This window comes from Mycoplana dimorpha (assembly GCF_003046475.1).
Lineage (GTDB): Bacteria > Pseudomonadota > Alphaproteobacteria > Rhizobiales > Rhizobiaceae > Mycoplana > Mycoplana dimorpha.
Window position 1 is genome coordinate 208,456 of sequence record NZ_PZZZ01000007.1, and the last position, 13,188, is coordinate 221,643.

A 13,188-nucleotide genomic window follows, 5' to 3' on the forward strand; every position below is an offset into this window, starting at 1 on the left:
TTCATGTTCCCGCCGGAAATTCTTTTCCGACAAGGTGGAGCAATTCCCGCATGTCGTCAAACAGCGCGTCGGGCTGCAGCCGCAGCAGCGCCTGCCGATGACGGTCGGTGCGGGCATGCGAACCGCCGGCAAAGGCAAACGCCCGCATCCCGGCCGCCCGGGCGGCCATCACGCCAGCCGGACTGTCCTCGATCACCGCGCAGGCCTCAGGCGGAATACCCATTGCGGTACTGGCATGGAGAAAGAGGTCGGGCGCCGGCTTGCCACGCTCCACCATCGAGGCGCTGAACACGTTCGGCTCGAACCGGTCGAGCAGCCCTGTCACCGAAAGCGACAGGCGGATGCGCTCCGGCTGGCTCGAGGAGGCGACGCAGAACGGCACCGGCAGCGCCTCGATCACGCCTGAGATTCCGTCGATTGGCCTCAGTTCGGTGCGAAAGCGCGCGTAGAGCCTGCTGCGCAGGGTAGCGAGAAAATGGTCGTCGATCGCCAGGCCATAGTCGTCGTGCAGGATCTCCGACATGCTTTTCAGGCTCCTGCCCAGAAAGCGGTCGGTGGCCTCGTCCGCATCCATGCGCACGCCGGCTTGGTCAAGGGCCTCGACCAGCACCGAAAGCGAAATCGGCTCGCTGTCGACGAGCACGCCGTCGCAGTCGAAGATCACCAGTTCAATCGGGCTTTCGGCCATCGTCCCCTGTTCCAAGCCGTTTGGCCGCCTGCACGGCCACATCACGTCGGTGCAGTCTTGCTGTCAGTCTGCCAGCCGGTTGTCCAGATAGAGCCGAAGTGTCGCGCGTGTCCCGTGCTCCCATAATGTCTTCAATGCCTTTTCGAAGCGCCGCCGGAACAGCTCCGAGGCGGCAACCGCCCCGAAGATGTCGCCAAGCGCCAGGAAGGCGGCCGGGTCGTCCTTGGCCCTGGCGGCGGCGGCGTGCAGCCGGTCGGCGCTGGCATCGTTGAAGGCGATCGGCCTGCCGCTCTCCGAAATGCCGGCGAAGTAGCGGCACCACAGTGCCGAGACCAGCGCCAGCCCGACGACGTCCTCGCCGCGGCGCAGCCGATCCGCGGTCGAGGGCAGGATGAATTTCGGCTGCCGGTTCGAGCCGTCCTGCGCCAGGCGGGGAATGGTGTCGCCGATCTTCGGATTGAGGAAACGGGTCTCGATCAGCCGGAAATAGGCGTCGAGGTCGGTGCCGGGCACCGGCGGTATCACCGGGATGATCTCTTCGCGCTCGAGCTTGGCGAGGAAGGCGCGGATGTCCGCATCCTCCATCGCCTCGTGGACGAAATGGATGTCGAGGAGTGCTGCCGGATAGGCGATCGCCGCGTGGCCGCCGTTGAGGATGCGGATTTTCATGTGTTCGTAAGGTGCCACGTCCTCAACGAACTGTACGCCAACCGTCTCCAGCGCCGGCCGCCCCTGCGGGAACCGGTCCTCGAGCACCCACTGCTTGAACTCCTCGCAGAACACCGGCCACTGGTCGTCGATGCCGTATTCCTCGGCGAGGGTGAAGATCTCGCGCGGGCCCGTCGCCGGCGTGATCCGGTCCACCATGCCGTTCGGAAAGGCCACGTTCGCGTCGATCCAATCCGCGAAGGCCGGATCGGACAGGCGCGCCACGCCGGACACGGCGGCGTGCGTCACCTCGCCGTTTCCTGGAATGTTGTCGCAGGACATGACGGTGAACGGCGCAATGCCCTTCCCCCTGCGGGCCTTCAGCCCGGCGGCGATCAGCCCGAAGACCGTCTTCGGATTGTCCGGATCGGCGCCGTCGGCCGCGATCGCCGGGTGCGCCGGATCGAACACGCCGGAGGCCGGATCGATGAAGTAGCCGCCCTCGGTGATCGTCAGCGAGACGATGCGGATCGCGGGGTCGGCAAGCTGCGCCACGGTTGCGGCGACATCGCCCGGCCTCAGGTAGCCGATCATCGAACCGGTCACATGCGCAGCAGTCCGGTTGATGTCCTGCTCGACCACGGTCGTCAGGAAATCCTGGCTTTCGAGCTTGGCGCGCATCGCCTCGTCGGAGGGCAGCACGCCCGCGCCGATGATCGCCCAGTCATGGTCCCGTCCGGCATTGAAGAGCTCGTCCAGGTAGACGGCCTGGTGGGCGCGATGGAAATTGCCGACGCCGAAATGGACGATGCCCGCCTTGAGCGCGGAGCGGGGATAGGAGGGAACACCCGCCGTGTTCTTCACCTGCTCCAGGTTGATAAGCGACAGTTTGGTGGTCATCGTTCTTTCCTTCCGGGCATGAGCGGCGGGGCCGCTTCCGGTCATTCAGTTTGCGTTGCGGCAGCGGGCCCTGAAGCTTCGGAAGCGTTCAGCGCCTGCCGGGTCATGCCGCCGCGATGCCGCGTCAGCTCATCCAGTTGCCGCCGTCGACGTTGTAGGTCTGGGCGACGACGTAGTCGCTCTCGGACGAGGCAAGGAAGATCGCCATGCCGGTGAGGTCCTCGGCCGTGCCCATCCGGCCGTATGGCACCTCCTGCCCGACCAGCCGCTTCTTCTCGCCGAGCGGGCGGTTCTCGTATTTGGCAAAGAGTGCGTCGACCCCGTCCCAGTGCTCGCCGTCGACCACGCCCGGCGCGATCGCGTTGACGTTGATGCGGTGCTTGATGAGATCGAGGCCGGCCGACTGGGTGAGGCTGATCACCGCCGCCTTGGTGGCGCAGTAGACGGCCACGAGCGGTTCGCCGCGTCGCCCTGCCTGGCTTGCCATGTTGATGATCTTGCCGCCGCTCCCCTGGGCGATCATCTGCCTTGCGACCGCCTGCAGGGTGAAGAGCGTGCCGGCGACGTTGATCGAGAACAGTTTGTCGTAGCTTTCCCGGGTAATCTCGACGATCGGGGCGAGGTCGAACAGAGCTGCGTTGTTGACGAGGATGTCGATGCCGCCGAGTTCGGCGACGCAGGCCCCGATCGCGTCGTCGATCGATTGCTGCTTCGTCACGTCGAGCTCGACGGCAAAGGCAGCCGGGCCGATGTCGGCGGCCGTTTGCCGGGCCCGCCCGATGTCGATGTCGGCGATCGCGACGCGCGCCCCCTCGCGCACATAGGCCTCGGCGAACGCACGTCCGATCCCTCGCGCCGCGCCGGTGACGAGCGCCCGCTTTCCGTCCAGTCTCTTCATCGGATTGCCGATCCTTCATCGTTGAAACGGTGGACGCGGCCCTCCTGCGGGCTGAGATAGACCTGGTCGCCGTGCCGCACCGGAAAGTCGCCACCGACGCGCGCCGTCAGCGTGCCGACCCCGTCGACGGCCACGTGCAGGAAGGTGTCGGAGCCGAGATGCTCGGCAACCCCGACGGTTCCCCGCCACGCGCCCGCGGAGGTGGACAGATCGATGTGCTCCGGCCGCACGCCGATCGTGTGGGCGCCGTGCCCCCTCGCGATCTCGCCGGTGATGAAGTTCATCTTGGGCGAGCCGATAAAGCCGGCGACGAAGAGGTTGTCGGGCCGCCTATAGAGCTCAAGCGGGGTGCCGACCTGCTCGACATTGCCCTTGTTGAGCACGACGATCTTGTCGGCCATGGTCATCGCCTCGACCTGGTCGTGCGTGACATAGACCATCGTCGTCTTCAGTTGCTGGTGAAGCTGGCTGATCTCCAGGCGCATGTTGACGCGCAGCGCCGCGTCGAGGTTCGACAGCGGCTCGTCGAACAGGAACGCCACCGGCTGGCGGACAATAGCCCGGCCGATCGCCACCCGCTGCCGCTGCCCACCAGACAGCTGGCGGGGCTTGCGGTCGAGATAGTCGGTCAGGTTGAGGACGCGCGCTGCATCGGCGACCTTCCGGTCGATCGACGCCTGGTCCTCGCCGGCCATTTTCAGCGGAAAAGCGATGTTGGAGCGCACGCTCATGTGCGGGTAGAGCGCGTAGGACTGGAACACCATCGACAGCCGCCGCTTCGCCGGTGCCAGCTCGGTGGCATCCTTGCCGTCGATGAGGATCTTCCCGCCGGAAACGTCCTCCAGCCCGGCGATCAGCCTGAGCAGGGTGGACTTGCCGCATCCGGACGGGCCGACGAAGACGACGAACTCGCCGTCGCTGATGTCGAGGTCGATCGCCGGGATGACCGTGTGTGCCCCGAACACCTTCGACACGTTTCTGAGCGCTATGCTTCCCATCGCTGTTGTTCCCTATTTGACGGCGCCGAAGGTCAGGCCACGAACCAGTTGCTTCTGCGAGAACCAGCCCAGAATGAGGATCGGCGCGATCGCCATCGTCGAGGCGGCCGACAGCTTGGCGTAGAAGAGGCCCTCGGGACTGGAGTATGAGGCAATGAAAGCGGTCAGCGGCGCCGCCTTGGAGGCCGTCAGGTTGAGCGTCCAGAAGGCCTCGTTCCAGGCGAGAATGATGTTGAGCAGCAGCGTCGAGGCGATCCCCGGCACCGCCATCGGCGTCAGCACGTAGATGATCTCCTTGGCAAGCGAGGCCCCGTCCATGCGGGCCGCCTCGAGGATCTCGCCCGGGATCTCCTTGAAATAGGTGTAGAGCATCCAGACGATGATCGGCAGGTTGATCAGCGTCAGGATCATCACCAGGCCGATGCGGGTGTCGAGCAGGCCGGTGTTGCGGAACAGCAGGTACATCGGCACCAGCACGCCGACCGGCGGCATCATCTTGGTGGAGAGCATCCACATCAGCACGTCCTTGGTCTTCGGCGTCGGCGCAAAGGCCATGGCCCAGGCGGCGGGAATGGCGATGATCAGCCCCAGAAGCGTCGAGCCGAACGAAATCGCCACCGAGTTCATGAAGTGCTTGAAGTAGTCCGATCGCGCCTGAACCTCGAAATAGTTCTCGAAGGTCCAGTCGAAGAAAAGGAGCGACGGCGGAGAGGCGATCGCCTGTGCCTCGGTCTTGAAGCTCGTCAGGAAGGTCCACAGGATCGGGAAGAAGATCAGGATGCCGATCGTCCATGCGACGACCGTGTTGACGATCTTGCGTTGGCTGGAAACGTTGCGGGCCATGTCTCACGCCTCCAAGGTCTTGCCGATCATCCGCATCAGGAAGAATGCGACGATGTTGGCGAGGATGACGGCGATGATGCCGCCGGCGGATGCACCGCCCACGTCGAACTGCAACAGCGCCTGCGCATAGACGAGGAAGGTCAGGTTCGTGCTCTGCGTTCCCGGCCCGCCATTGGTGGTGACGAGGATTTCGGCGAAGACCGACAGCAGGAAGATCGTGTGGATCAGGATGACCACGGTGATCGCGCGCGACAGGTGCGGCAGCGTCAGGTAGGTGAAGCGCGACCAGGCGCCGGCGCCGTCCATCTGCGCCGCCTCCTTCTGCTCCTCGTCCAGCGACTGCAGCGCGGTCAAGAGGATCAGCGTCGCGAACGGCAGCCATTGCCAGGCGACGATCAGGATGATCGACAGCAGCGGCGCATTGTTGAGGAAGTCGAAGGGCGGCAGCCCGACCGACCGCGCAAGATAGGCAAACAGCCCGTTCACCGGGTTCATGAACATGTTCTTCCAGACCAGCGCGGCCACCGTCGGCATGATCAAAAACGGCGCGATCACCAGGATGCGGACGATCCCCTGGCCGAACATCGGCTGATCGAGCAGCAGGGCAAGCCCGATGCCGCCCAGCACCGTGATGAGGAGCACCCCGAGCACGATCGCGAGCGTGTTGAAGATCGCCTGGAAAAAGGCCGGATCGGTGAGGAAGTACCTGTAGTTGTCGAAGCCGACCCACTCCTCCATGCCGGGCATCAAGAGGTTGTAGCGAAGGAACGAGAAATAGATGGTCATCGCCAGCGGCACGACCATCCAGGCCAGCAGCAGCACGACGGAGGGCGCCATCATGGCACGGGCGGCCGATCGGGTGTGGAGGGTGGCCATGGCAGTTCCCGGTTGGTTGGCCGCCGCCTTCCGCGCCTCTTGGCAGGAAGGCAGGCGTGCACGGTTGGCGAAAAGACCGGCGCCGCGCCTGGGCCGCGTTCCGCTTGGGCTCGGAAATCGGCCCTGCGGCGCCGGCAAGGAGGCTCCCTCTCCCGGAGAAGAGGAGCGGGAGCCCCGTCCCGGCGCGGTCCCCGTTTAGCGCCGGGTCTTGGGAGCCCCTACTTGATGTAGCCGGCCTTGGTCATTTCGCGCGTCGTCAGCTGCTGGGCATTCTGCAGCGCCTGATCCACGCTCGTCTGCCCGGCAAGCGCTGCCGAGAACTGCTGGCCGACCGCCGTGCCGAGACCCTGGAATTCCGGGATCGCCACGAACTGCACGCCCACATAGGGCACGGGCTTCACCGCCGGGTGCTTCGGATCGGCCGCGTTGATGCTGTCGAGCGTCATCTTCGCGAACGGGGCAGCCTTCAGATACTCGGGGTTCTCGTACAGCGAGGTGCGGGTGCCCGGAGGCACGTTCGCCCAGCCGTCCTTCTCGGCCACCAGCTTGAGATAGTCCTTGCCGGTCGCCCAGGCGATGAACTTCTCGGCCGCCTGCTGCTTCTGCGTGCCGGCCGGGATCGCGAGGTTCCAGGCCCACAGCCAGTTGCCGCGCTTGCCGAGCCCGGTGTCGGGGGCGAGCGCGAAGCCGACCTTGTCGGCGACCGTCGATTCCTTCGGGTTGGTCACGAAGGACGCGGCGACCGTGGCGTCGATCCACATGCCGCACTTCCCGGTCTGGAACAGCGCCAGGTTCTCGTTGAAGCCGTTCGAGGAGGCGCCCGGAGGTCCGGCGTCCTTCATCAGCTTGACGTAGAAGTCGAGCGTCTTCTTCCATTCCGGCTGGTCGAACTGCGGCTTCCAGTTCTCGTCGAACCAGCGCGCGCCGAACGCGTTCGCGGTCGCCGTCAGGAAGGCCATGTTCTCACCCCAGCCGGCCTTGCCGCGCAGGCAGATGCCGTAGATCTCCTTGTCCTTGTCGGTGATCTTGCGGGCGGCATCGGCGATGAAGTCCCAGGTCGGCGCGTCCGGCATGGTCAGGCCGGCCTTCTCGAACAGGTCCTTGCGATACATCACCATCGAGCTTTCGCCGTAGAAGGGCGCGGCATAAAGCTTGCCGTCCTCGCCGGTCAGGCCGGCCCGGATCGCCGGCAATATGTCGTTGACGTCGTAGTCGGGCCCGAGATTGTCGAGCGGCAACAGCCAGCCCTGCTTGGCCCAGATCGGCACTTCGTAGGTGCCGATCGTCAGCACGTCGTACTGGCCGCCCTTGGTGGCGATGTCGGTCGTCACCCGCTGGCGCAGCACGTTCTCCTCGAGCGTGACCCAGTCGAGCTTGATGTCGGGGTTTTTGGAGGTGAAGTCGTCGGTGAGTTTCTGCATGCGGATCATGTCGCCATTGTTCACGGTGGCGATCGTCAGCGTCTCCGCACTGGCAATTCCGCACAGGACGACGGCCGAGCAGGCGCCCAGCAGAAGTGGCTTGAAATTCATCTCTTCCTCCCAGAAGCGAAATGAGCATTTGCTTCGCTCATGGGCAATTACCCATGAAATGGAGCGACATGTCAATGGCTGTTCGTTGCTGCGCCGCCGCAAGGCGCAAGGCTGTAGCCTCACTCGCGGCCGGACATCGGCCATGCCGGGCGGACTTGGGGCAATAAGTGCAAGTCTCCGCGCCTCAATCTGGAAGCGTATCGGGTTTTGTGAGATATTTGCCTGGAACAAGCGGTCCCGGTTTCGCGGCGCCGGCATTCGCCCGGTTCCACCAACCCGAACCGACAGTCACCTTCTCGAAATCCATTGCAGCATCAGCCAAGCGGGTCGAGTGCTGCAGATGCGCGCCCCTCCCGTCAACACAGGAGACCGGCGGAGAACGAGCGAGACAATCGGGCAGTCTGTCCGGGAACATTCTTATGCCGATCGGGAACTGAACAGGCCCGTCGCTTAAACACCCTGGCGGCGGGCCTTCTCAAGGGAGGCTTCGGATGAGCGTTGCGGCTTCTGTCTTTCGATGCGTATCTCTGGCGGTGGCGGGGCTGGTGGTTCTCGCTGCGTCCGCGCTTGCCCAATCCGACCCGCTGCCGTCATGGAACGACACCGCGCCAAAGAAGGCCATTGTCGCCTTCGTCGAACGGGTCACGACGCAGAACACCGCCGACTTCGTCCCGGAATCCGAACGCATTGCCGTTTTTGACAATGACGGCACGCTGTGGGTCGAGCAGCCGATGTACACACAGCTCGCTTTCGCGCTCGACCGGGTGAAGCTCATGGCCCGGCAGCATCCCGAATGGAAGGACCAGCAGCCTTTCAAGGCGGCTCTGGACGGCGACATGAAGGCCTTGGCGGCCGCCGGCCAGAAAGGTCTGGCGGAGCTGATCATGACGACGCACGCCGGAATGACGGTCGAGCAGTTCCAGAAGATCGTCACCAACTGGCTGGCCACGGCACGCGACCCGCGCTTCAAGCGCCCCTACACGGACCTTGTCTACCAGCCGATGCTGGAACTGCTCGCCTATCTCAGGGCGAACGGCTTCAAGACCTTCATCGTATCCGGCGGCGGTGTCGAGTTCCTCCGGCCATGGACGGAACAGGTCTACGGCGTGCCGCCAGAGCAGGTGATCGGTTCCTCCATCAAGACCAAATTCTCGATGCGCGATGGCGTACCCATTCTGCTGCGCCTGCCGGACGTGAACTTCGTCGACGACAAGGCCGGCAAGCCCGTCGGGATCAACGAGGCGATCGGCCGTCGCCCCATCGCAGCCTTCGGCAATTCCGACGGCGACCTCCAGATGCTGGAGTGGACCACGCTGGGGGCCTCCGGGCCGCGCTTCGGCATGCTCGTTCACCATACCGACGCCGAGCGCGAATACGCCTATGATCGCCAGACCGAGTTCGGCCGGCTGGACCAGGCGCTCGAGATCGCCCCGGACAACGGCTGGACAGTCGTCGACATGAAGGCGGACTGGAAGACGATCTTCCCGTGGGAATGAGCCCGGAAGTCGCGGCATCGCACAGATGAGTCCGCGCATCGGCGAGGGCTGCCGCCGCGTGGCCGCCTACGCCGACAGCAGGTAACGCGCCGTCGCCTCGTCGGTGATCAGGCCGTTGATCAGCCGTCCCTTCAGCGCGGCGAGTATCGCAAGATGCTTGCGCGGTCCCTTGGCCAGGCCGATGACGGTCGCCTTGTCGCGGGAGGGCAGCGGCGCCGAGGCGACGCGCTCGTTGATGCTGCCGGCAAGCAGGGTGCCGGCGCGATCGAACATCCAGCCGCAGATCTCGCCCGCAGCGCCCTCCCCCATCAGACGTTCCATTTCATCACGCGCCAGAAAACCGTCCTCGCAGAGCGGCGCATCGGGGCCAAGCTCGCCAATGCCCACGAAGGCCACGTCCGCTTGCCGCCCCAGTTGCAGGGTCGTCTGCACCAGGCTCTGTCTGTGCAGCAGGTCGCGCTCCTCGGCCGACGAGACGAGAACCGGCAGCGGCATCGGAAAGTGCCGCGCCTTGACGGCATCGGCCATGCTGAAGATGACGTTGTAATAGGCCGCCGAGCCGTCCGGCCCGATATTGCCGGTCAGCGACATGATGCGATGCTGCGGACATTCCATCTTCGGGAGCTGGTCGATCGCCGCCTTGAGGGTGCGGCCGGTGCCGACCGCGAGCACGATCGGCTCGGGTCGCTTCAGCCAGCGCTCGATTTCCGCAGCCCCCGCTTCCGCGATCCCGACAGTGGTCGAGGTCGAGGCAGGGTCGGTCGGCACCACGTCCACATGGCGCAGGTCGAAGCGCTGTTTCAACATCTGGCCAAGCTCGAGGCATTCGGCGATCGGGTGGTCGAGCCGCACCTTGATCAGGCGCTCGGCCACCGCGAGCGAGACGAGGCGCTGCGCCGACTGCCGGGAGATGCCCATGGCCGTCGCGATCTCGTCCTGGGTGCGACCGGCGACATAGTAGAGCCATCCGGCCCTTGCCGCATCGTCCAGCCTGCCGCCTGTTTCAGATCGCCTTGCCATGCCCGCCTCATACCCCGAATATCGATTTGCTGACACCATTTCGCCGGCGCTGTCAAACGCGCCCGGCTACGCTGCGCCGCAACCATGACGTTGCGTCGCAACAAGCTCCGCCACCGGAATCATGACAAAAGCGCTCATGATTTCACGCGCGCAAACGCCTGAGAATCCGGCATTCCCGTGCAAATTTTACCGTTTGATAAAAAAATAAAGCGTGTTACCGTTCCACCAATCAAAGCCCACGCGAATGGGAGATAACAATGGGAACAAACGCATCCGGGATCCATGCCGGCAGGCTGTCGCCGACCGACTATGACAGGAATTTTGCCGACCTGCATCCGCCGCTGGATCACCATGAAGCGCTGGTCGCCGCGGACCGCTGCTACTTCTGCTACGACGCGCCGTGCATGACGGCCTGTCCGACCTCCATCGACATTCCGATGTTCATCCGGCAGATCTCGACGGGCAATCCGGTCGGCTCGGCCAAGACGATCTTCGACCAGAACATTCTCGGCGGCATGTGCGCCCGCGTCTGCCCGACCGAGACGCTGTGCGAACAGGCCTGCGTGCGCAACACCGCCGAGGAGCGCCCGGTCGAGATCGGCCGGCTGCAGCGCTACGCCACCGATACCGCAATGGACCGGAACATCCAGTTTTATGCACGCGCCGCCCGCAGCGGCGCCCGCGTTGCCGTGGTCGGCGCCGGCCCGGCCGGCCTTGCCTGCGCCCACCGCCTTGCCATGAACGGCCATGCCGTCGTCGTCTTCGACGCGCGCGTCAAGCCGGGCGGCCTCAACGAATACGGCATCGCCACCTACAAGACGACCGACGACTTCGCCCAGCGCGAGGTGGACTACGTGCTTTCGATCGGCGGCATCGAGGTTCGCAACGGCCAGATGCTCGGCCGCGACTTTACGCTCGGCGAACTTACCGACAATTTCGATGCGGTATTCCTGGGCATGGGCCTTGCCGGCGTCAATGCGCTGAACGTCGAGGGCGAGCAACTGCCCGGCGTCGAGGACGCCGTCGATTTCATCGCAGCCCTCCGCCAGGCCGAGGACAAGGCCGACATCGCCATCGGCCGTCGCGTCGTCGTGATCGGCGGCGGCATGACGGCGATCGACGCCGCCGTGCAGGCGAAGCTGCTTGGCGCCGAGGAGGTGACGATCTGCTATCGCAGGGGCAAGGAGCACATGAACGCTTCGGAGTTCGAGCAAGACCTCGCCACCTCCAAGGGCGTGATGATCCGCCACTGGCTGCAGCCGAGGCGCGTGATCGACCGGGACGACCGGGTCGCCGGCATCGAGGTCGAGTATACCGAGATGCGCGACGGCCGGCTCGTCGGCACCGGCGAGACCGGCATCCTCGCCGCCGACCAGGTCTTCAAGGCGATCGGCCAGACCTTTGTTCCGGATGCCGTCGGCAACCTGCTGCTCGAGGGCGGGCGCATTGCCATCGACGCCGAGGGCAGGACGTCGATGCCGCGCGTCTGGGCGGGCGGCGACTGCGTCAAGGCCGGCGAGGACCTGACGGTCACCTCGGTCGCGCAGGGCCGCGACGCCGCCGATTCCATCAATCGGATGCTCGCGTCGAGCGCGCGTCCTTCCATTGCCGTCGCTTGAAGGGAGAATGAGACATGGCTGATCTCCGCAACACCTTCGTCGGCATCAAGTCCCCAAACCCCTTCTGGCTGGCGTCCGCCCCGCCGACCGACAAGGCCTACAATGTCGAGCGCGCCTTCAAGGCGGGCTGGGGCGGCGTGGTCTGGAAGACGCTCGGCGAGGAAGGCCCGCCGGTCGTCAACGTCAACGGTCCGCGCTACGGGGCCATCTGGGGCGCTGACCGCCGGCTCCTCGGCCTCAACAACATCGAGCTCATCACCGACCGTCCGCTGCAGGTCAACCTGCAGGAGATGAAGCAGGTGAAGATGAGCTGGCCGGACCGGGCCCTGATCGCCTCGATCATGGTGCCCTGCCAGGAGGACGCCTGGAAGGCGATCCTGCCGCTCGTCGAGGAGACCGGCGCCGACGGCATCGAGCTCAACTTCGGCTGTCCGCATGGCATGTCCGAGCGCGGCATGGGCTCCGCCGTCGGCCAGGTGCCGGAATACATCGAGATGGTGGTGCGCTGGTGCAAGCAGTACACCCGCATGCCTGTCATCACCAAGTTGACGCCGAACATCACCGACATCCGCAAGCCCGCCCGCGCCGCCAAGGCCGGCGGCACCGACGCCGTGTCGCTGATCAATACCATCAACTCGATCACCTCGGTCAACCTCGACACCTTCTCCCCCGAGCCGTCGATCGACGGCAAGGGCAGCCACGGCGGCTATTGCGGCCCGGCGGTCAAGCCGATCGCGCTGAACATGGTGGCCGAGATCGCCCGCGATCCGGAAACCTATGGACTGCCGATCTCCGGCATCGGCGGGGTGACCACCTGGCGCGACGCGGCCGAGTTTTTGGCGCTCGGCGCCGGCAACGTGCAGGTCTGCACCGCCGCCATGACCTATGGCTTCAAGATCGTCGAGGAGATGATCACCGGGCTTTCCGACTGGATGGACGCCAAGGGCCACAAGACCCTCGACGACATCACCGGCCGTGCCGTGCCGAACGTTTCCGACTGGCAGTACCTCAACCTCAACTACGTCGCCAAGGCGCGTATCGACCAGGACGCCTGCATCAAGTGCGGCCGCTGCCACATCGCCTGCGAGGACACCTCGCACCAGGCGATCACCGCCATGGTGAACGGCGTTCGCCACTTCGAGGTGATGGAAGACGAATGTGTCGGCTGCAATCTCTGCGTCAACGTCTGCCCGGTCGACAACTGCATCACCATGGTGCCGCTCGCCGCCGGCGTGCTCGACCAGCGCACCGGACAGCCCGTCGATCCGAACTACGCCAACTGGACGACGCACCCGAACAACCCGATGTCCCGCCAGGCCGCGGAGTAAGCCTCCCGAACCGTGCTCGGTATCGGCAGACGACACAAACCCGAGGAGATCGCGTGAAATCCTTTCATGCGATCTCCAAAGTTCCTGCCCCAGTCGATAGTCCCGGTTTCACCTTCGCGGCGGCGCCGGGCTGTCGCCTGCCCAGACATCTCTCCCCGGCCGCAGAAGTGACAGGCATTGCGAGGTGAAGCGGGCTTGTCGGAAAGGCTCTGGCGCTCGCCTTGCGCACCCTCGCAGGCCACGTTCTTCCCGCTGCGGAACCGGCAGCTGATTTCAGCGAAATTTCAGATTCCGTTCCGGACTTCAGCGTTCGACGGCGGCAGACTCTCCTTCATTCAATCG

11 protein-coding genes are annotated in these 13,188 nt (G+C 65.0%); 3 read left to right on the forward strand and 8 right to left on the reverse strand.

The features are described 5' to 3' along the window. Window position 1 precedes the first annotated feature (1 nt). The 7 genes from C7449_RS17325 to C7449_RS17355 all read right to left on the reverse strand — a co-directional run bounded on the left by C7449_RS17325 (window position 2) and on the right by C7449_RS17355 (window position 7,383). A complete protein-coding gene (locus C7449_RS17325; protein ID WP_108004154.1) occupies window positions 2-688 on the reverse strand; it encodes an HAD family hydrolase in 687 nt (228 codons plus the stop codon). A 63-nt stretch (window positions 689-751) separates the two neighbouring features. After that, window positions 752-2,236 (reverse strand): mannitol dehydrogenase family protein, encoded by a 1,485-nt coding sequence (locus tag C7449_RS17330; RefSeq protein WP_108004155.1) that lies wholly within the window; start codon window positions 2,234-2,236, stop codon window positions 752-754. Window positions 2,237-2,360: 124 nt separating this feature from the next. Continuing rightward, on the reverse strand, window positions 2,361-3,134 hold the full coding sequence (locus tag C7449_RS17335) for an L-iditol 2-dehydrogenase (protein ID WP_108004156.1): 774 nt from the start codon (window positions 3,132-3,134) through the stop codon (window positions 2,361-2,363). Then, entirely contained in the window at window positions 3,131-4,132 is a 1,002-nt protein-coding gene (locus tag C7449_RS17340; protein ID WP_108004157.1) for an ABC transporter ATP-binding protein, read from the reverse strand. The genes C7449_RS17335 and C7449_RS17340 overlap by 4 nt, the downstream gene beginning before the upstream one ends. Window positions 4,133-4,144: 12 nt before the next feature. Then, a complete protein-coding gene (locus tag C7449_RS17345) occupies window positions 4,145-4,975 on the reverse strand; it encodes a carbohydrate ABC transporter permease (RefSeq protein WP_108004158.1) in 831 nt (276 codons plus the stop codon). Between the two features lie 3 nt (window positions 4,976-4,978). After that, a complete protein-coding gene (locus tag C7449_RS17350) occupies window positions 4,979-5,851 on the reverse strand; it encodes a carbohydrate ABC transporter permease (protein ID WP_108004159.1) in 873 nt (290 codons plus the stop codon). Window positions 5,852-6,069: 218 nt separating this feature from the next. Beyond that, the gene (locus C7449_RS17355) at window positions 6,070-7,383 is read right to left on the reverse strand and encodes an ABC transporter substrate-binding protein (RefSeq protein ID WP_108004160.1); all 1,314 of its coding nucleotides are present in this window, start codon (window positions 7,381-7,383) and stop codon (window positions 6,070-6,072) included. Window positions 7,384-7,874: 491 nt separating this feature from the next. Here C7449_RS17355 and C7449_RS17360 point away from each other — a divergent pair, with 491 nt between their 5' ends. Further along, window positions 7,875-8,879, forward strand: coding sequence for an HAD family hydrolase (locus C7449_RS17360; protein WP_108004161.1), 1,005 nt, complete (start codon window positions 7,875-7,877; stop codon window positions 8,877-8,879). Between the two features lie 66 nt (window positions 8,880-8,945). Here C7449_RS17360 and C7449_RS17365 read toward each other — a convergent pair whose 3' ends face one another. Continuing rightward, window positions 8,946-9,899, reverse strand: coding sequence for a sugar-binding transcriptional regulator (locus C7449_RS17365; RefSeq protein WP_108004162.1), 954 nt, complete (start codon window positions 9,897-9,899; stop codon window positions 8,946-8,948). Window positions 9,900-10,156: 257 nt separating this feature from the next. Between C7449_RS17365 and C7449_RS17370 the strand changes: the two genes are divergently transcribed. After that, a complete protein-coding gene (locus tag C7449_RS17370; RefSeq protein WP_108004163.1) occupies window positions 10,157-11,518 on the forward strand; it encodes an NAD(P)-dependent oxidoreductase in 1,362 nt (453 codons plus the stop codon). A 14-nt stretch (window positions 11,519-11,532) separates the two neighbouring features. After that, entirely contained in the window at window positions 11,533-12,846 is a 1,314-nt protein-coding gene (gene preA / locus C7449_RS17375; RefSeq protein WP_108004164.1) for an NAD-dependent dihydropyrimidine dehydrogenase subunit PreA, read from the forward strand. The last annotated feature ends 342 nt before the right edge of the window (window positions 12,847-13,188 follow it).

Bases quoted from the DNA above. Each gene is read 5' to 3' on its own strand.
- C7449_RS17340 (WP_108004157.1), bottom strand. From the start codon at position 4,132: ATGGGAAGCATAGCGCTCAGAAACGTGTCGAAGGTGTTCGGGGCACAC.
- C7449_RS17350 (WP_108004159.1), bottom strand. From the start codon at position 5,851: ATGGCCACCCTCCACACCCGATCGGCCGCCCGTGCCATGATGGCGCCC.
- C7449_RS17360 (WP_108004161.1), top strand. From the start codon at position 7,875: ATGAGCGTTGCGGCTTCTGTCTTTCGATGCGTATCTCTGGCGGTGGCG.
- C7449_RS17345 (WP_108004158.1), bottom strand. From the start codon at position 4,975: ATGGCCCGCAACGTTTCCAGCCAACGCAAGATCGTCAACACGGTCGTC.
- C7449_RS17365 (WP_108004162.1), bottom strand. From the start codon at position 9,899: ATGGCAAGGCGATCTGAAACAGGCGGCAGGCTGGACGATGCGGCAAGG.
- C7449_RS17335 (WP_108004156.1), bottom strand. From the start codon at position 3,134: ATGAAGAGACTGGACGGAAAGCGGGCGCTCGTCACCGGCGCGGCGCGA.
- C7449_RS17370 (WP_108004163.1), top strand. From the start codon at position 10,157: ATGGGAACAAACGCATCCGGGATCCATGCCGGCAGGCTGTCGCCGACC.
- preA (WP_108004164.1), top strand. From the start codon at position 11,533: ATGGCTGATCTCCGCAACACCTTCGTCGGCATCAAGTCCCCAAACCCC.
- C7449_RS17325 (WP_108004154.1), bottom strand. From the start codon at position 688: ATGGCCGAAAGCCCGATTGAACTGGTGATCTTCGACTGCGACGGCGTG.
- C7449_RS17330 (WP_108004155.1), bottom strand. From the start codon at position 2,236: ATGACCACCAAACTGTCGCTTATCAACCTGGAGCAGGTGAAGAACACG.
- C7449_RS17355 (WP_108004160.1), bottom strand. From the start codon at position 7,383: ATGAATTTCAAGCCACTTCTGCTGGGCGCCTGCTCGGCCGTCGTCCTG.